At 69.5% G+C, this 16,773-nt stretch carries 17 protein-coding genes; 7 read left to right on the top strand and 10 right to left on the bottom strand.

Translation table 11 applies throughout. The features are described from left to right. The first annotated feature begins 109 nt into the window (after nucleotides 1–109). Nucleotides 110–916, top strand: a complete 807-nt coding sequence (locus LH62_RS09895) for a class I SAM-dependent methyltransferase (protein WP_043360946.1) — start codon at nucleotides 110–112, stop codon at nucleotides 914–916. Between the two features lie 15 nt (nucleotides 917–931). Here the strand turns inward: LH62_RS09895 and LH62_RS09890 are convergent, their stop codons facing one another. Together LH62_RS09890 and LH62_RS09885 are read right to left on the bottom strand one after the other, a co-directional pair. Then, nucleotides 932–2,071, bottom strand: a complete 1,140-nt coding sequence (locus LH62_RS09890; RefSeq protein ID WP_043360942.1) for an NADH:flavin oxidoreductase — start codon at nucleotides 2,069–2,071, stop codon at nucleotides 932–934. A gap of 108 nt (nucleotides 2,072–2,179) precedes the next feature. Further along, on the bottom strand, nucleotides 2,180–3,052 hold the full coding sequence (locus tag LH62_RS09885) for an aldo/keto reductase family oxidoreductase (protein WP_043360941.1): 873 nt from the start codon (nucleotides 3,050–3,052) through the stop codon (nucleotides 2,180–2,182). A gap of 92 nt (nucleotides 3,053–3,144) precedes the next feature. Here LH62_RS09885 and LH62_RS09880 point away from each other — a divergent pair, with 92 nt between their 5' ends. After that, entirely contained in the window at nucleotides 3,145–4,059 is a 915-nt protein-coding gene (locus LH62_RS09880) for a LysR family transcriptional regulator (protein WP_043360940.1), read from the top strand. Here LH62_RS09880 and LH62_RS09875 read toward each other — a convergent pair. Together LH62_RS09875 and LH62_RS09870 are read right to left on the bottom strand one after the other, a co-directional pair. Then, nucleotides 4,028–5,326 carry a VWA domain-containing protein gene (locus LH62_RS09875; protein WP_043360939.1) on the bottom strand — a complete coding sequence of 433 codons (1,299 nt, stop codon included), beginning with the start codon at nucleotides 5,324–5,326 and terminating at the stop codon, nucleotides 4,028–4,030. The genes LH62_RS09880 and LH62_RS09875 overlap by 32 nt on opposite strands. After that, on the bottom strand, nucleotides 5,326–6,282 hold the full coding sequence (locus LH62_RS09870; RefSeq protein ID WP_043360937.1) for a MoxR family ATPase: 957 nt from the start codon (nucleotides 6,280–6,282) through the stop codon (nucleotides 5,326–5,328). The genes LH62_RS09875 and LH62_RS09870 overlap by 1 nt, the downstream gene beginning before the upstream one ends. A gap of 138 nt (nucleotides 6,283–6,420) precedes the next feature. Here LH62_RS09870 and LH62_RS09865 point away from each other — a divergent pair, with 138 nt between their 5' ends. From LH62_RS09865 to LH62_RS09845, 5 genes are all read left to right on the top strand, one after another. Continuing rightward, entirely contained in the window at nucleotides 6,421–6,885 is a 465-nt protein-coding gene (locus tag LH62_RS09865) for a tripartite tricarboxylate transporter TctB family protein (protein WP_043360934.1), read from the top strand. 7 nt (nucleotides 6,886–6,892) lie between these two features. Then, nucleotides 6,893–8,389 carry a tripartite tricarboxylate transporter permease gene (locus LH62_RS09860; RefSeq protein ID WP_201445459.1) on the top strand — a complete coding sequence of 499 codons (1,497 nt, stop codon included), beginning with the start codon at nucleotides 6,893–6,895 and terminating at the stop codon, nucleotides 8,387–8,389. A gap of 47 nt (nucleotides 8,390–8,436) precedes the next feature. Further along, nucleotides 8,437–9,426 (top strand): tripartite tricarboxylate transporter substrate binding protein, encoded by a 990-nt coding sequence (locus LH62_RS09855; protein WP_043360933.1) that lies wholly within the window; start codon nucleotides 8,437–8,439, stop codon nucleotides 9,424–9,426. A 603-nt stretch (nucleotides 9,427–10,029) separates the two neighbouring features. Further along, nucleotides 10,030–10,878 (top strand): MoxR family ATPase, encoded by an 849-nt coding sequence (locus tag LH62_RS09850; RefSeq protein ID WP_043360931.1) that lies wholly within the window; start codon nucleotides 10,030–10,032, stop codon nucleotides 10,876–10,878. Nucleotides 10,879–10,884: 6 nt separating this feature from the next. Continuing rightward, nucleotides 10,885–12,075, top strand: a complete 1,191-nt coding sequence (locus tag LH62_RS09845) for a VWA domain-containing protein (RefSeq protein ID WP_043360929.1) — start codon at nucleotides 10,885–10,887, stop codon at nucleotides 12,073–12,075. Between the two features lie 18 nt (nucleotides 12,076–12,093). Here LH62_RS09845 and LH62_RS31945 read toward each other — a convergent pair whose 3' ends face one another. From LH62_RS31945 to pufB, 6 genes are all read right to left on the bottom strand, one after another. Beyond that, a complete protein-coding gene (locus tag LH62_RS31945) occupies nucleotides 12,094–13,110 on the bottom strand; it encodes a cytochrome c family protein (protein WP_082012451.1) in 1,017 nt (338 codons plus the stop codon). 179 nt (nucleotides 13,111–13,289) lie between these two features. Beyond that, nucleotides 13,290–14,366, bottom strand: coding sequence for a photosynthetic reaction center cytochrome PufC (gene pufC, locus LH62_RS09835; RefSeq protein ID WP_043360925.1), 1,077 nt, complete (start codon nucleotides 14,364–14,366; stop codon nucleotides 13,290–13,292). Beyond that, nucleotides 14,363–15,340, bottom strand: a complete 978-nt coding sequence (gene pufM / locus LH62_RS09830; RefSeq protein WP_043360922.1) for a photosynthetic reaction center subunit M — start codon at nucleotides 15,338–15,340, stop codon at nucleotides 14,363–14,365. The genes pufC and pufM overlap by 4 nt, the downstream gene beginning before the upstream one ends. A gap of 28 nt (nucleotides 15,341–15,368) precedes the next feature. Beyond that, on the bottom strand, nucleotides 15,369–16,193 hold the full coding sequence (gene pufL / locus LH62_RS09825; protein WP_043360920.1) for a photosynthetic reaction center subunit L: 825 nt from the start codon (nucleotides 16,191–16,193) through the stop codon (nucleotides 15,369–15,371). A gap of 99 nt (nucleotides 16,194–16,292) precedes the next feature. Beyond that, nucleotides 16,293–16,469: a light-harvesting antenna LH1, alpha subunit gene (gene pufA, locus LH62_RS29160; protein WP_082012450.1), complete on the bottom strand. Its 177-nt coding sequence runs from the start codon at nucleotides 16,467–16,469 to the stop codon at nucleotides 16,293–16,295. 16 nt (nucleotides 16,470–16,485) lie between these two features. Then, entirely contained in the window at nucleotides 16,486–16,707 is a 222-nt protein-coding gene (gene pufB / locus LH62_RS09820) for a light-harvesting antenna LH1, beta subunit (RefSeq protein WP_043365479.1), read from the bottom strand. Nucleotides 16,708–16,773 lie beyond the last annotated feature (66 nt).

Genomic DNA, 16,773 nt, shown 5'->3' with positions numbered 1-16,773 from the left:
AAGGCCGATCGGGTCGGTCCAACGGCTCCGGGGGGCGTTCAATCCTGGCGGAGGATGCGCAGCGGGGGCCGGGATTGCGGCATGATCCTCCGGTGAGGAGGCCGCCCGCATGGATGCCGACCGGGAATTCCGGGGCTCCGTCCCCGCGCTGTATGACCGCTACCTTGGGCCGATGATCTTCGCGCCTTATGCGGAGGACATGGCGGTCAGGCTGGCGGGGGTGGCAGAGGGGCAGGTGCTGGAGACGGCGGCGGGGACCGGCGTCGCCACGCGAGCGCTGGATGCGGCGCTGCCGCCGGGCGTCGGCATCGTGGCGACGGATCTCAATCAGCCGATGCTGGATCATGCGGCGGGGCGGCTGGCCTCGGCGCGGGTGCAGTGGCGGCAGGCGGATGCGCAGGCGCTGCCCTTCCCCGACGGGATGTTCGATGCGGTGGTCTGCCAGTTCGGGGTGATGTTCTTCCCGGACAAGGCGCGGGCCTTCGCCGAGGCGCATCGGGTACTAAAGCCGGGCGGGCGCCTGCTGTTCAGCGTCTGGGACCGGATCGAAGCGAATGACTTCGCCGATGCGGTGGTGAAGGCCGTGGCGGGGCTGTTCCCGGATGATCCGCCGATGTTCCTGGTGCGGACGCCGCATGGGCATCACGAACTGGCGCCGCTCTGCGCGCTGCTGCGGGAGGTTGGGTTCGGGGCGGTCGAAGAGGAGGCCGTCGAGCGGGAGAGCCGGGCGGCAGAGGCGCGGGCTGTTGCCATCGGCTTCTGCCAGGGGACGCCGATGCGGGGCGAGATCGAGGCGCGGGGCGACGGGGCGCTGACGGCGGCGACGGAGGCTGCGGCCAAGGCCGTCGCGGCAAGGTTCGGCGAGGGGGTGGTCGTCGGGCGGATCAGGGCGAAGGTGGTGACGGCGGTGCGGTAGGGCGGCTTCCGTGCCTCAGGGCCTGGCCGCGGGTGCCGGCCAGCCATGCGAGTTCTCGGAACCCGGGCGGTTCTTCAGCCACCAGGACCAGTCTTGCGGCAGTAGCGAGAACGGGTCCGCATGCGTCAGCTCGCGCGCGGCCCAGACCGGCCAGTGGGGGTTGGCGAGCGCCGGGCGGCCGAGGAAGACGAGGTCGATCAGCTCCTCGCGGATCACGCGGTCGGCGATGGCGGGCGTGCCGAGGTTCCAGCTGACCGCGACCGGGATGCCGCATTCGCGGCGGACGCGGTTGCCCCGCTCCACCATGAAGGCAGCCTGCGAGAAAGGCGGCTCGCGCAGGTCGTCGGTGTTCATCCCGAGGCTGAGGTCGGCGAGGTCGAGGCCGTGCCGCTTCAGCTCGCCGACCGCCCAGACCGCGTCGTCGAACTGCACGCCATCGGGATGGAAGTCGTCGGAGCCGAGGCGCATGGTCAGCGGCAGGCGCTCCGGCCAGACGGCGCGCACGGCATCGAGCGCCTCGCGGTGGAAGCGCAGGCGGTTCTCCAGGCTGCCGCCATAGGCGTCGGTCCGCTGGTTGGCGAGCGGGGAGAAGAAGCTGGCGCCGAGATAGCCATGGGCGAAATGCATCTCCAGCCACTCGAAGCCGGCGGCGAGCGCCCGCCGCGCGGCATCGGCATAGGCGCGGTGCAGGGCGTGGATCTCGGGGATGCTCAGCGCCTGCACCGGGTAGGTGTAGCGGCCGCCATAGGTGATGGCGGAGGGTCCGCGCACCTGCCAGCCATCCGGGTGGTCGGGGGCGATCTGCCGCTTGCCCTCCCAGGGCTTCTGCTCGCTGCCCTTACGCCCGGTATGGCCGAGCTGGATGGCGGGGACGGCGCCCATCTCCTTCACCAGGGCGCAGACGCGGGCCAGGCCCTCGACCTGGGCATCGTCCCAGATGCCGGCGCAGCAGGTGCCGGTGCGGCCGTCGGGGGTGATGGCGATCTGCTCGGGGAAGACCAGGCCGAAGCCGCCGGCGGCGCGCGAGCCGAGCAGCATCAGGTGGTAGTCGCCCATTCTGCTGTCCACCGACCGGTACATCGTCATGGGCGACATGGCGATGCGGTTGCGGAGGGTGACGCCCTTGAGGGTGTAGGGGCTGAACAGGTCGGGCATGGGACCTTGCTGAGGATGGACCGGGACGGCCGGGATAGTGGCGGATCGGGCCGCCGCTGGCGAGCGGCCTGACGGCGCCCGGAACGGGAGCCGCCCGGGCGGTGCGCCTCAGGCGGCGGTGCCGATGCGGTTCAGCTCGGCCATCGTCTCGTCCGGGAGGTGAAGCTCGGCCGCGGCGAGGTTCTCCCGCAGATGGGCGACCGAGGAGGTGCCGGGGATCAGCAGGATGTTGGGCGAGCGGCGCAGCAGCCAGGCGAGCGCCACCTGCATCGGCGTGGCTCCCAGCCGCTCCGCCACGCCGGAGAGCGTCGAGGACTGCAGCGGGCTGAAGCCGCCAAGCGGGAAGAAGGGCACGTAGGGGATGCCGTCGCGGGCGAGGGCGTCGATCAGGGCGTCGTCGCCGCGATAGGCCAGGTTGTACTGGTTCTGCACGCAGGCGATGGCGCAGAGGCGGCGGCCTTCAGCGACCTGGGCCGCGGTGACGTTGCTGAGGCCGATATGGCGGACGAGGCCGCGGCGCTGCAGCTCGGTGAGCGCAGTGAGCGGGGCCTCGATGGAGCCTTCGGCGGGGCCGTGGACGTCGAACATGATGCGGAGGTTGACGACCTCCAGCGCGTCGAGGCCGAGGTTGCGGAGGTTGTCGTGGACGGCCTGGGTCAGCGCCTCGGCGGAGAAGGCGGGGAGCCAGGCGCCTTTCTCGTCGCGCCTGGCGCCGATCTTGGTGACGAGGGTGAGGTTGGCGGGATAGGGCGAGAGGGCCTCGCGGATCAACTGGTTGGTGACGTGGGGGCCGTAGAAGTCGCTGGTGTCGATGTGGTCCACGCCGGCGGTGACGGCGGCGCGGAGCACGGCGAGCGCCGCGTCCCGGTCGCGGGGCGGGCCGAAGACGCCGGGGCCGGCGAGCTGCATGGCGCCGTAGCCGAGGCGCTTCACCGGGCGGCTGCCGAGCTGGAAGGTGCCGGCTTGGTCGATGTTGGTCATGGGGGTTCTCCTGGGTGCCGGCCAGAGTTAGGGCCTGCCGCACTGCGCGAGAACGGGCCACGATCCGCACGACCTGTGCGGAATATCGGACAATGGCGGCGGATCTCGGTGAGCTTCAGGCTTTCCTTGCGGTGGCGCGGGCGGGGGGATTCCGCGAGGCGGGGCGGGTGGCGGGGGCCAGCGCCTCCGGCCTCAGCGAGGCGGTGCGGCGGTTGGAGACGCGGCTCGGTGTGCGGTTGCTGCACCGGACGACGCGGAGCGTGCGGCCGACCGAGGCGGGCGAGCGGCTGCTGGAGCGGCTGGGGCCGGCGCTCGGCGAGGTGGAGGCCGCGATGGACGTGGTCAACGGCTTCCGCGACCGGCCGGCGGGGACGCTCAGGCTCAACGTGCCGGTCAGTGCGGCGCGGCTGGTGCTGCCGGCGATCGTGCCGGGATTCCTCGCGGCCTATCCCGAGATCCGGCTGGAAGTCACGGCCGAGGAAAGCTTCGTCGATGTGCTGGCCGCCGGCTGCGATGCGGGCATCCGCTACGACGAGCGGCTGGAGGCGGACATGATCGCGGTGCCGATCGGGCCGCGGGTGCAGCGCTTCGCAACGGCGGCGGCACCGGACTATCTCGACCGGCGTGGACGGCCGGAGCATCCGCGCGAGTTGCTGGGGCATGCCTGCCTGCGCGGGCGCTTCCCGAGCGGGAACATGCCGCCCTGGGAGTTCGAGCGGGAGGGCGAGACGGTGCGGGTCGATCCCACGGGGCCGCTGGTCGTCAATGTCGGCGGGGCGGTGGATCTGTCGGTAGAGGCGGCGGTCGGCGGCGCGGGGATCGTCGCGCTGTTCGAGGACTGGCTGCGGCCGTATCTCGACAGCGGGGCGCTGGAGGCGGTGCTGGAGCCGTGGTGGCCGTCCTTCCCGGGGCCCTTCCTCTACTATTCGGGGCGGCGGCTGGTGCCGGCGCCGCTGCGGGCCTTCATCGACTTCATCAGGCGCCATCCCGCAGCAGGCCGGCGATGATGCGGTCGAGCGCGTCGAGGGTGTTGCAGACGGCGGCGACGCGGCAATGCGGGGCGTAGCGGGGCATGTCGGAATCGCCGGTGCCCCAGATCGGGCGGGGCTCCGGGTTCAGCCAGACGATCTGCTTCGCCCGGTTGGCCATGGCGGCGAGGAGGTCCGCGCGCGGGTCGGTGCGGTTGCCGCGACCGTCGCCGAGGATGATGACCGTGGTGCGGCTGTCGAGCAGGGCCATATGCCCTTCGGCGAAGTCGGCGAGGGCTTGGCCGTAATTGGATGAGCCGAAGCCGGCGCGGTCGAGCACGGCGGGGATGGCGCGCTCGATGGGTTGGCTTTCCAGCAGGTCGGAGACGGGGACGAGCGTGCCGGAGAAGGCGAAGGCGTGCAGGCCGGCGAGGGCCTCGTTCAGCGAGTAGAGGAAGAGCAGCAGGAATTGCGCCATGGCGGCGACGGAACCGCTGACGTCGCAGAGGACGACGAGCTTCGGCTTGTCGATCACTTCCTCCTTCCAGACGGGGAGAAAGGGCAGGCCGTCCCAGCCCATGTTGCGGCGGATGGTGCGGCGGGCATCGAGGAGACCACGGCGCCGGCGCTTGCGGCGGCGGCCGTATTGCGTGGCGAGGCGGCGGGCCATGGCGCGGACGAGCTTGCGCATGCGGTCATGGTCGCGCCGGTCGATGGCGGCGAGGCGGGTACGGGTGAGCGTCCGGTTGCGGTACTCCTCGGCCTGGCCGCGGGCGTAGAGGGCGAGGTTCTGCTGGACCAATTCACGAACCTGCTCGCGCAGGCGGTCACGGCCCTCGCGCAGGCGGCCGGCCATCGCGGGCGGGGCAGAGGCGATCTCGCGGTCGAGGGCGGCGAGGCCCATGCGCTCCAGGATGCGGCGGGTGTAGAGGTTCACCTGGGTGAAGATGGTGATGTTGGCGACCTCGATCTCCGACGCGGCGCCCTCGGCGGCAGCGGCGAGGCCGGACTGGTCGCCGGCGAGCAGCATCTGCGCCAGCGGGCTGTCGGCCGTGGCGGGCGCAGTTTCCTCCGGTTGCTCGGGGGTGAAGGCCGGGCGGGAGAAGAAGAGGTCGAAGCAGTCGGCGAAAAGGCGCTTCTCTTCCGCAGACTTCGCCAGGACGAGGGAGAGCGTGTCGCGCAGCGTGGCGCGGTCGGCATAGCCGACCTGCTCCACGGCGCGGGCGGCATCGATGCTCTCGGCCGGCGAGATGCGGAGGCCGGCGCTGCGGGCGGCGCGCAGGAAGTCGAGCAGCGGGCCCTGCATCAGCGGATCGGGACGGCGTCGCGCCGGGCGGAGGCCAGCAGCTCGGCGAGGCGCGGTTCGGCGGCCTCGATATCGGCCTCGAATTTCAGCAGGACATTCAGCGTGTCCCGCACCAGCGCCACGTCCAGCTCACGGACATGCAGCAGGAGCAAGGTGCGGGCCCAGTCGATGGTCTCGCTGACCGAGGGGAGCTTGCGCAGGTCGAGCGTGCGGAGCTGCTGGACGAAGGCGACGAGTTGGCGGCGCAGCTCGTCCTCGAGGCCGGGGAGGCGGGCGGCGAGGATGCGCGCCTCCAGCCGGGCATCGGGCAGGCCGATATGGAGGTGGAGGCAGCGGCGCTTCAGCGCGTCGCCGAGGTCGCGCTGGCTGTTGGAGGTGAGCAGTACCAGCGGCGGCACATCGGCGCGGACGGTGCCGATCTCGGGGATGGAGACCTGGTAGTCGGAGAGGAGTTCGAGCAGGAAGGCCTCGAATTCCTGATCGGCCTTGTCGACCTCGTCGATGAGGAGAACGGCACCGCCGGGCTCGCGGAGGGCGCGCAGCAGGGGGCGGGGCTCGAGGAACTGCTCGGAAAAGAAGAGGTCGCCGAAGCCGTGCAGGCGGGCGAGCGCGGCGTCGAGGCCGGGCTCCTCACCGAGGGCGGCGCCGAGGCGGTCCTTCAGGATCTGGGTGTAGAGCAGCTGCTTGCCGTATTTCCACTCGTAGAGGGCCTTCGATTCGTCGAGGCCCTCGTAGCACTGCATGCGGATCAGCCCGATGCCGAGCCAGCGCGACAGCGCCTTCGCCAGCTCCGTCTTGCCGACGCCGGCGGGGCCTTCGACGAGGATCGGCTTCTGCAGGTGATGCGCCAGCCAGGCCGCGGTCGCGATGGGGCGGCTGGCGATGTAGCCGGCCGAGGCGAGGCCGGCCTCGGTCGCCTCGATGGAGTGGAGCCGGTCGTACCAATCGGGTGTCATGGTTGGGGCGTTTCTCCGTTCGGCTTGATGATGCCTTGCCGCGACGTGAGCGCCAAATCGGCGGGCGCGGTCTGGACCTCGGGGATGGGCCGGGTAGAGTGGTTGCGGAGTCTGAGCGTCCAAGGGGGGAAAGAACCCGTGCAATTATCCGACCGGGTGACCGGGGGGGTCCTGGTGGTCCTCGGGGGCCTCGCGGCCTGGAGCGGCTCGCGCCTGCCGGCGGTGCCGGGACAGGATGTCGGGCCGGCCGCCTTCCCGCTGCTGATCGGCTCCGGCCTCGTGATCTGCGGAGCGCTGATCGCCCTCGGCATTGGCCGCAGCTTCGAGGCTCCGGAAGAAGAGGTGTCGGCGACGGGCTCGCGCCTCAGCGGGCTGCGCGTGCTGATCCCCCCTGCCCTGCTGCTGTTCTACATGCTGGCCTCGGAGCCGCTCGGCTTCCTGCTGACGGGGGCGATCATCGTCTTCGCCGTTGCGGTGGCGCTCGGGGCGCGGATGCGGCTGGCCGTGCCGCTGGCGGTGGTGGCGCCGGCGCTCGTGCATCTCGCCTTCTACAAGCTGTTGCGGGTGCCCCTGCCCGACGGCGTGCTGCCGGCACCGTGGTAGGCGTATCATGAACGAAGTCATCGAAGCCTTCCGCCTGGTCGCGGCGCCGGATGTCATCATCGCCATCGTCGCCTCGGCGATCTATGGGCTGGTGGTCGGGTCGCTGCCGGGGCTGTCGGCCACCATGGCGACGGCGCTGCTGGTGCCCGTCACCTTCTGGCTGAGCCCGATCGCGGCCATCGCCACGATCATCACGGCGTCTGCCATGGCGATCTTCTCGGGCGACATCCCGGGCTGCCTGCTGCGCATCCCGGGCACGCCGGCCTCGGCCGCCTATACCGATGAAGCCTATGCGATGACGCGCAAAGGCCAGCCGGAGGTGGCGCTCGGCGCCGGGCTCTGGTTCTCGGCCATCGGCGGCATTGTCGGCACCCTCTCGCTGGTGCTGATGGCGCCGCTGCTGGCCGAGATGGCGCTGTCCTTCTCGACCTTCGAGTATTTCTGGCTCGCCTTCCTCGGCTTGATGTGCGCGACGCTGGTGGCGCGCTCCTCGCCGATCAAGGCGATCGCCTCCATGCTGCTCGGGCTGTTGATCGCCTGCATCGGGATGGAGAATCCGGCCGGCACGCCGCGCTTCACCTTCGGGCTGACGGACCTGCTGGGGGGGATCGAGCCGATCCCGGCGCTGGTCGGCGTCTTCGCCGTCAGCGAGGTGATGCGGGCGATGGCGACGCCTGAGCCGCCGAAGATGCCGGACCGGAAATTCGGCTCCATCCTCGCTGGGCAGTGGAAGCTGACCAAGAAGTACCAATGGCCGATGTGGCGGGGGAATATCGTCGGCGTCATCATCGGCGTGCTGCCGGGGGCCGGGGCCGACATGGCCGCCTGGGTCAGCTATGCGATGTCGAAGAAGTTCTCGAAGGAGCCCGAGAAGTTCGGGACGGGGCACCCGGAGGGGCTGGTCGAGGCGGGGGCCTCGAACAACGCCTCGCTCGCCTCGGGCTGGGTGCCGTCGCTGCTCTTCGGCATCCCGGGCGACACCATCACGGCCATCGCCATCGGCGTGCTCTACATGAAGGGGCTGAACCCGGGGCCGACGCTCTTCACCGAGAATGCGCGCAGCATGTATGCGCTCTACCTCATCTTCATCATCGCCAACATCATCATGATCCCCTTGGGCATCGTCATGATCCGCATCGCCTCCAAGGTGCTGCGGGCGCCGCGGGCCTCGATCATGCCGGTGATCCTGCTGCTTTGCGCCGTCGGCGCCTATGCGACGGGGAACAACCTGTTCTCGGTGCTGCTGGTCGGCGTCTTCGGCATCCTCGGCTTCGTCATGGAGCGGAACGGCTATCCGGTCGCGGCGCTGGTGCTGGGCATCGTCATGGGGACAATGGTGGAGCAGAATTTCATCACCTCGCTCATCAAGTCGGATGGCGACGTGATGCCCTTTTTCGAGCGGCCGGTTTCCGCCGTGCTGGCGGCGATGACCATCGGCGCGCTGCTTTGGCCGCTCGGGGTGTGGATCTGGAACCGGACCGGCGGGCGGCGCTTGCCGGCATAGGGTGCGATATAGTAACGATAATCAACAAGTCAGCCGGAGGACATGTCATGGTTTCGATCGATCGCCGTGGGTTGCTGGGGGCGGGCGCCGCCCTCATCGCCGCCCCCCTCGCCTCCCCTGCCCTCGCCCAGCCGCGCTGGCCGGCGCGGCCGGTGCAGATGCTCTGCCCTTGGGCCGCGGGCGGCGGGACGGACGCGGTGCTGCGCATCGCCGCCACCCTGCTGGAGCGGGAGCTGGGCCAGCCCTTCAACGTGGTGAACCGCACCGGCGGCTCCGGCGTGGTGGGGCATACCGCCATCGCCCAGGCCTCGCCGGACGGCTACACGCTCGGCATCATCACCTCCGAGATCTGCATGCTGCACTGGCAGGGGCTGACGGAGGTTACCTACAAGAACTTCACCCCGCTCGGGCAGCTGAACAACGACCCGCCGGGCATCCAGGTGAATGCCAGCTCGGCCTATCAGAACGTCCAGCAGCTGGCGGATGCGATCAAGGCAAGCCCGGCGGGCAAGTTCAAGGCGAGCGGCACGGGCCAGGGCGGCATCTGGCACCTGGCGCTGGCGAGCTGGCTCGGCGCGATGGGGCTGAAGGCGGATCATGTACGCTGGGTGCCCTCCAACGGCGCGGCGCCGGCGATGCAGGACCTGGCGGCGGGCGGGCTCGACTTCACCACCTGCTCCGTCCCCGAGGCGCGGGCGATGCTGGATGCCGGGCGGGCGCGGAGTCTCGCGGTGATGGCGCCGGAGCGGCTCTCGGCCTTCGCCAATATCCCGACGCTGAAGGAGACGATGAACATCGACATCACCGCCGGCGCGATGCGCATCATCGCCGGGCCGGCGAACCTGCCGGCCGAGGTGAAGGCGGCGATCGAGCCGGCGCTGAAGAAGGTGTTCGACTCCAAGGAGTACCAGGAGTTCATGAACGCGCGCGGCTTCGGCCTGGTCTATGCCGACGGCGCGGGCGCGGGGCAGGCGCTGGCGGCGGCGGACAAGGCGCTCGGCGATGCGATGAAGGCGGCGGGGCTGGCGAAGGTCTGAAGTCCCGCAGGACCGGCCACGATCCGCGTTCCTGAGAGCGCGGGGCGCGGTCCAGGTCGTGTTCGGTCGGGCAGATACTCCGATCAGGTGATTCCACCTGGTCGGAGCTTGCTTTGGTCCTTCCTCACCCAGCAGCCGCGCCAGCAGGTCGATCCGCTCCTGCTGGCGGGCGAGCAGCACCTCGATCTCGCGGGTGCAGAGCGGGTCCAGCTTCTCGTGCGGAGCCACCGTCTCGATCCAGGCCTTCAGGTTCGCCTCGCAGTCATTGGCGGTTCTGGCTCATCATGATGATCGGGGCTGGAGGGCGGCGATCATCGGGAGCAGCAGGTTCCGGAAGATGTAGCGACAGGCGCCGAAGGGCAGCGCCCAGGCCAGCAGGAACAGGCCGAAGCCGAGGATGAAGGCCCAGGAGCCGCCGAGTTCGGCGACCTTGTCGGCCAGGCGCTCGGCGGGGCTGAGGTCCTGGGGCCTGCGGCCGAACCGGTAATGGGCTGCGGTCCGGTGGCTCGGTCATGAGGCACCCCGCGGATACGCCGAAGATGGCTTGCCCGATGCCGGGGGAGAGGCCACCTTGCCCCGAAAGGGAATGGCGAGGGGGCAGGCGTGGCCGGGTTCAGGAGCACCGAGAATTACATCGCCTCGCGCGACCTGGAGGTGGCGGTCAACGCCGCCGTCGCCTTGCAGCGGCCGCTGCTGGTGAAGGGCGAGCCGGGCACCGGCAAGACGGTGCTGGCGCATGAGGTGGCGAAGGCGCTCGGCCTGCCGCTGATCGAGTGGCACATCAAGTCCACCACCAAGGCGCAGCAGGGGCTCTACGAGTACGACGCCGTCTCGCGGCTGCGCGACGGGCAGCTCGGCGACGAGCGGGTGCACGACATCTCGAACTACATCGTGCGGGGCAAGCTGTGGGAGGCCTTCGCCGCCGACCGGCAGCACGTCCTGCTGATCGACGAGATCGACAAGGCCGACATCGAATTCCCAAACGACCTGCTGCTCGAGCTCGATCGGATGCAGTTCTTCGTCTACGAGACGAAGGAGACGGTGGTGGCGCGCCACCGCCCGGTCGTCATCATCACCTCGAACAACGAGAAGGAGCTGCCGGATGCCTTCCTCCGGCGCTGCTTCTTCCACTACATCCGCTTCCCCGACCGGGAGACGATGGACCGCATCGTCCAGGCGCATTTTCCCGACATCAAGCAGGAGCTGGCGCGTGAGGCGCTGAACGTCTTCTTCCAGATCCGCGGCGTCAACGAGCTGAAGAAGAAGCCGGCGACCTCCGAGCTGCTCGACTGGCTGAAGCTGCTGATGATCGAGGACCTGCCGCCGGAGGTGCTGCGCTCCTCCGACCCGAAGGTGGCGATCCCGCCGCTGCACGGGGCGCTGCTGAAGAACGAGCAGGACGTGCATCTGTTCGAGCGGCTGGCCTTCCTCTCGCGGCAGCGGCAGAGGTAGCGGGCGGTGCTCGCGCATTTCATCCTGGCGCTGCGCAATGCCGGCATCCCGGCGAGCATCACCGAGTATCTCGCCCTGCTGCGCGGGATGAAGGAAGGGGTCGCCGACTACAATGTCGACGACTTCTACCATCTCAGCCGTGCGGCGCTGGTCAAGGACGAGCGGCATCTCGATCGCTTCGACCGGGTCTTCGGCGAGGTGTTCAAGGGGCTGGAGGCGCCGGAGGGCGAGGGGTTCGACACGCTGGTGCGGCAGCTGCCGGAGGAATGGCTCCGCAAGATGGCGGAGAAGCTGCTGACCGAGGAGGAGAAGGCGGCGATCCAGGCCGCGGGCGGGTTCGACAAGCTGATGGAGATGCTGCGGCAGCGCCTCGCCGAGCAGAAGGGCCGGCACCAGGGCGGCAGCAAATGGATCGGCACGGGCGGGACCTCGCCCTTCGGCGCGCATGGGTACAACCCGGAGGGCGTGCGCATCGGGCAGGAGGAGAGCCGGCACCGGCGGGCGGTGAAGGTGTGGGACAAGCGGGAATTCCGCGACCTCGACGATTCGGTCGAGATCGGCACGCGGAACATCAAGCTGGCGCTGCGGCGGCTGCGGCGCTTCGCCCGGCAGGGGGCGGCGACGGAGCTCGACCTGCCGGACACCATCCGCTCCACCGCGAACAATGCCGGGTCGCTCGACCTGAAGTTGGTGCCGGAGCGGCACAATACGGTGAAGGTGCTGCTCTTCCTCGACATCGGCGGGTCGATGGATGACTGGGTCAAGCTGTCGGAGGAGCTGTTCTCAGCCGCACGGGCGGAGTTCAAGCATCTCGAGCATTTCTACTTCCACAACTGCCCCTATGAGCGGCTATGGACCAACAACCGGCGGCGGCGGGAAAGCGAGGTCTCGACCCTCGAGGTGCTGCGGAAATACGGGCCGGACTACAATGCCGTCTTCGTCGGGGATGCGAGCATGAGCCCCTATGAAATCGTCCAGCCCGGGGGCAGCGTCGAGCACTGGAACGAGGAGCCGGGGAGCGCCTGGATGGCGCGGCTGACCAGGCATTTCCGCCGCAGCGCCTGGCTGAACCCGATGCCGCAGGCGGGCTGGGGACGGACGCATTCCATCGGCTTGGTGCGGCAGCTGATGGAAGATCGGATGTTCCCGCTGACCCTCGGCGGGATCGAGGCGATGACGCGGGAACTCAGCCGCTAGGCTGAGTTCCCGGCCCGGTTACGGCAGCGGCTGCGGGTTGGCCGACAGGCTGCGGAGATAGGCGATGATGTCCGCCCGGTCTTCCGGCTTCGAGACGCCGGCGAAGGCCATGCGGGTGCCGGGGGCGTAAGTCGTCGGCTTGAAGAGCCAGCGGTTCAGCTCCTCGTAATTCCATGGGCCCTGATGGGCCTTCAGCGCGGCCGAGTAGTTGAAGCTCTGGAGATGGCCGTGCGGCTTGCCGACCACGTCATAAAGGTTGGGGCCGACGCCGTTGCGGCCACCCTCGGTGAAGGTGTGGCAGACGGCGCAGAGGCGGCGGCTGATGGCTGCGCCGTTGTCCGCGTTGGCGTTGGCCAGCAGCGGGGCGATCGGCGGCAGTTCGGCCGAGGCGGCGGCCGGAGCAGCGGCGGGGGCGCCGCCCGGAGCCGGGGCCGCGGCGGGCGCCGCAGCAGCCGCAGCGGCGGGCGCGGCCGCCGGGGCAGCGGCCTCACCGGCGGGCGGCAGCGGCTTCGGGCTCGGCGAGAGGCTGCGCAGATAGGCGACCACATTGGCGCGCTGCTGGGTGTTGCTCAGGCCGGCGAAGGCCATGCGGGTGCCCGGCGCATAGGAGGCCGGCTTGTAGAGCCAGTGGTTCAGCTCCTCGTAGTCCCAGGGGCCCTGCTTGCCCTTGAGCGCCGCCGAGTAATTGAAGCCTTCGACATGCCCATGCGGCGCGCCGACGACGTTGTAGAGGTTCGGGCCGATGCCGCTCCGGCCGCCCTGGTCGAAGCTGTGGCAGGCGCCGCAATTGCGCTGGGCGATCTGCTGGCCGGCGGCGACGTCGGCGCTGGCGAGGAGGCCGGAGATCGGCTCGGCCTGCGGGGCGGCGGCCGGAGCGGCGCTCGGGGCGCCGCCGGTCGGGTCGCCGATGCGAATGGCGCTTTCATGCGGCTTTTCGCCATGCACCAGCAGCTTGCCCACCTGGCCGGCCACCATGAAGGTGATCCCGGCCGTCAGCACGGCGGCAAAGGCCTTGTTCAGCTCGAGCGAATTCATAGGCGGTGACGTCCTCGGAGCGGCGGCGGCCGGTGGGCCGCGCGAAACAGGCGCGGGGCGCAAGGGCCAGGATGCATATAGCCGAAGCGGTGGTGCCCGCAACCCGTCCCGGCCTCCAAACATGCCAAAGGCCGGCCTCCCCCGCGCAGGGAAGGGCCGGCCCCTGGCTGGCGGGCGCGCTACTGCCGGACTGGCGGTGGCGCGTCGATATTGGTGATGCGGGTCAGTTCCGGGTAGTCCCGCAGCATCGAGACGCCGTTCAGGGGCTTGTTCACGCCTTGGTGGCAGGTGGTGCAGTTGACCTTCAGCGGGTCCTCATGCGCACCGAGGCGGGCGCGCTGCGGGCCGCCGGGCGGGCCGTTCGGGTTGGCCGCCCAGAGCGGCTGCAGGGGATCGATGAAGTTGTGGTTGATGTCCCGCACCATGCGGATGCCGTGCCAGGCATTGGTCCGCTGGGGGGCGCTCTGGTCCCAGGCGGAGAAGGCGCGGCTGTTGTGGCAGGTGGTGCAGTTCACCCCGAGCGCCTGGGAGAAGTGCATCATCAGCCCGTAGGTGAACTCGGCATCCTTGATGCCCTGGCTGTTGCCGGCGGGCAGCGGGTCCGGCGTCTGGACGCGGATGTTGACCGCCTGATCGAGGTAGCGGCTGAAGGGGTCGTAGGGGAGCGAGCTGTCGCCCACCACCGGCGAGGCCAAGTTCTGCCCGTTGGAGGAGGCGGAGAAGCCCTCGCCGCGCATCGGGCCGGTATTCTCGGACCAGACGTTCAGCGGAACCGGGTTGCCGCGGTGGCAGGTGTAGCAGGTGACGCCGGTCTCCAGCACATGCGGCTTCCACTCCGCGTTGATGCGGGCGACCATCTGCAACATGCGGCGGGCGACGACCTTCGTGTAGACTTCGTCGGAGGCCATGTTCGCCGGGTTGTGGCAGTAGTTGCAGCCCTGCTGCGGGGAAACCCAGGCCGTCATCGCCGCCATGGTGCGGGCGAATTCGGCGACGCCCAGCTCGCCCAGCACCTGCACATTCCGGTAGGCCTGACCGGCGCGGGGACCGACCGAGGGCACGCGCGGGATCATCGGCGGAAGCTGGTTGGCCGCGGCCAGCGCCGGTTGCAGCCGCGGATTGGCGATGTTGCCAAGGGCGACGCCGCGGAAGCCGGTCTGCACCGTCTCCACCGGCGGGCGCTCGAAGGTGAGGAGGATGACCGCGAGGCCGAGCAGCCCCGCGAGCACCGCGCCGAGTTTGAGGGAGAAGCTCATTGTGCGGCTCCCGGAGCGAGGAGTGGGTCGGGCATGGCGCGGAAGACCTCGGGATAGGCCGGCGCGATGCCGTGCTTGACGCCCCAGAGGTACCAGTTGTCGACCACCGTGCCGGTCAGCAGGATGCCGATGCCGCCCGTCAGCGGGCAGAGCACGGCGAACCACCAGAGCCAGCGGTGGACGCTCTCGAAGGTGGCGTTGAAGCCCATGGTCCAGCGCCAGAAGATGGCGCAGCGCTCATGCGCCGTGCCGCGGTCGATCACCTGCTCCACCTCGCGCTCCGCGCCGAAGCGGCCGGCCGCCAGGATGGTCGCCCCGTGCATGGCGAAGAGCAGGGTCGAGCCGTAGAGGAAGACGATCGAGAGCATGTGGAAGGGGTTGTAGAAGAGGTTGCCGTAGCGGAGCGAGAAGGCCGCCGTCCAGTCCAGGTGCGGGAAGATGCCGAAGGGCACCGCCTCGGACCAGGAGCCCATCAGCAGCGGCCGGAAGAAGCCGAGCACCAGGTAGAGCCAGATGGCGGCGGCGAAGGCCCAGGGAACGTGGGTGCCGAGGCCGAGCTGCCGGGCGCGGCGATAGGTGCGGGCCCACCAGAGCAGGATGGAGACGGTGAGGAACAGGCCGGCGAGCAGCCACCAGCCACCCTCCGCCAGCGGCGGAATCTGCAGTCCATAGGCAGGCGAGGGCGGCTCCAGCGCCAGCCAGGGGAGCTGGCGGATGAACTGGACGGGATCCCAGTTCACCGAGGCCAGCATGTTGAGGCCGATGATCTCGAAGGCGGCGAAGCCGAAAATGAGCGAGATGATGCCGAGCCAGCCGAGATAGACCGGGCCGATCTGCGCATCGCCGAGCCAGCCGAGGATATAGGCGAAATTCGGTTTGCCGTCGCGCGGGCTGCTGCCGCGGGCGAGCGGCACGCCGACATAGGCGGGGCCCCTCACCTGCACGCGGGTGAAGATGTTCTGGTATTCCGCCATGGGGATGGTCCTCCTCCTTGCTCGTGCATCAGCTCCAGATCGGCAGGTTGAGCCACCAGCCCCACCATTGCGGCCAGCCATGGGTCCAGAAGGGACCGGAGATGACGATGCAGACCGCGCTCCAGAACCCGGCGGACAGCGCGAGGAAGAGACCGACGCGGTGGATGCCGAGCGTGCCGATGGAGTAGCCGATGGTGTCGCGGAAGAAGGTGTTCTCGTGCTCGGCGGTCTTCACGTCCTCGCCCGGGGCGGGGTTGATGGCCGAGAGCACCAGCGCGCCGTGCAGCGACAGGGCGAGCGTCGTGGTGAAGAAGAAGGTCACCGCGAGCATGTGCGCCGGGTTGTAGTGGAAGTGCAGGTACTGGTAGCCGGTGTTCGACACCCAATCGAGATGGCTGAGGATGCCGTAGGGGAAGCCATGCCCCCAGGCGCCCATCAACACCGGGCGGATCACCACCAGGGTGAAGTAGGCGAAGACGGCCATGCCGTAGGCGACGGGAATGTGGTAGCCCATGCCGAGCTTGCGCGCGATCTCCGCCTGGCGCAGCGCCCAGGAGACGAAGGCGCCGAGGGCGCAGACGGTGACGATCTGCCAGATCCCGCCATCCTTCAGCGGCGCGAGGCCGAGGCCGTATTTCAGATCGGGCGGGGCGATGTTGATCGTCCACGGGTTCCAGGTGCCACCGATGGCGGCGCCGTAGAAGATCATTAGCGTGCCGACGAGGGTGCAGAAGATCGTCGTGACGCCGAAGAAGCCGACATAGAAGGGCCCGACCCAGAAGTCGAAGAGGTCGCCCCCGATCAAGGTGCCCCCGCGGACGCGGTATTTCCTTTCAAAGCTGAGCATCGCCATGGTGGATACCCCGGATGGGGAGGCGGTCCCTGCGGGCAGCCTCGTTGCGGCAAGGGCGGCGGGCGAGGGCGTGCCCCGTCCGTCGCCTGAGCGGCCGTGCTATACGACCGAACTGATGGTGTCGGTGATCATCGCCTGCGGGCGCGGACCCTCGATCCAGTTGAAGCGGTTCGTGCTGAGCAGGATGAAGTGGATCACCAGCGCGAGCACGAGCAGGAAGGTGAAGAGCCCGACCAGCGCGCGACGCGGATCGAACAGCAGCCAGATACGCCACATGAGTTCTGCCCTCCCCTCAGGTGACGTAGCTGGCGAGCGACGCCGCGCCGTCGATCATCGACTGCGTGTAGCCGCGTGGCCCAGGAAGCCAGGGGCGCCATTGCCAAACCAGGAAATGCGCGACGATGGCGATGACGGTGAAGATGATGAAGGACGTGACGAAGATTCCGTGGAATTCCTTCGCCTCGCTCTCCGTCAGCCCCGTCAGCGAGCCATCTCGCAGATCGGTACCGGCCATCTCGATGTCCTCTTCGATGGCGGCCTTGCGGCCGTTACCGCGCAACTCCCGCGCGGCAGGGATCGA

This window comes from Belnapia sp. F-4-1, from assembly GCF_000802185.1.
GTDB lineage: Bacteria > Pseudomonadota > Alphaproteobacteria > Acetobacterales > Acetobacteraceae > Belnapia.
The sequence above is the reverse complement of the archived record's forward strand: the minus strand, read 5'-3'. Positions and strand labels throughout refer to the sequence as shown.

Bases quoted from the DNA above. Each gene is read 5' to 3' on its own strand.
- LH62_RS09895 (WP_043360946.1), top strand. From the start codon at position 110: ATGGATGCCGACCGGGAATTCCGGGGCTCCGTCCCCGCGCTGTATGAC.
- LH62_RS09890 (WP_043360942.1), bottom strand. From the start codon at position 2,071: ATGCCCGACCTGTTCAGCCCCTACACCCTCAAGGGCGTCACCCTCCGC.
- LH62_RS09885 (WP_043360941.1), bottom strand. From the start codon at position 3,052: ATGACCAACATCGACCAAGCCGGCACCTTCCAGCTCGGCAGCCGCCCG.
- LH62_RS09880 (WP_043360940.1), top strand. From the start codon at position 3,145: ATGGCGGCGGATCTCGGTGAGCTTCAGGCTTTCCTTGCGGTGGCGCGG.
- LH62_RS09875 (WP_043360939.1), bottom strand. From the start codon at position 5,326: ATGCAGGGCCCGCTGCTCGACTTCCTGCGCGCCGCCCGCAGCGCCGGC.
- LH62_RS09870 (WP_043360937.1), bottom strand. From the start codon at position 6,282: ATGACACCCGATTGGTACGACCGGCTCCACTCCATCGAGGCGACCGAG.
- LH62_RS09860 (WP_201445459.1), top strand. From the start codon at position 6,893: ATGAACGAAGTCATCGAAGCCTTCCGCCTGGTCGCGGCGCCGGATGTC.
- LH62_RS09855 (WP_043360933.1), top strand. From the start codon at position 8,437: ATGGTTTCGATCGATCGCCGTGGGTTGCTGGGGGCGGGCGCCGCCCTC.
- LH62_RS31945 (WP_082012451.1), bottom strand. From the start codon at position 13,110: ATGAATTCGCTCGAGCTGAACAAGGCCTTTGCCGCCGTGCTGACGGCC.
- pufC (WP_043360925.1), bottom strand. From the start codon at position 14,366: ATGAGCTTCTCCCTCAAACTCGGCGCGGTGCTCGCGGGGCTGCTCGGC.
- pufM (WP_043360922.1), bottom strand. From the start codon at position 15,340: ATGGCGGAATACCAGAACATCTTCACCCGCGTGCAGGTGAGGGGCCCC.
- pufL (WP_043360920.1), bottom strand. From the start codon at position 16,193: ATGGCGATGCTCAGCTTTGAAAGGAAATACCGCGTCCGCGGGGGCACC.
- pufA (WP_082012450.1), bottom strand. From the start codon at position 16,469: ATGTGGCGTATCTGGCTGCTGTTCGATCCGCGTCGCGCGCTGGTCGGG.
- pufB (WP_043365479.1), bottom strand. From the start codon at position 16,707: ATGGCCGGTACCGATCTGCGAGATGGCTCGCTGACGGGGCTGACGGAG.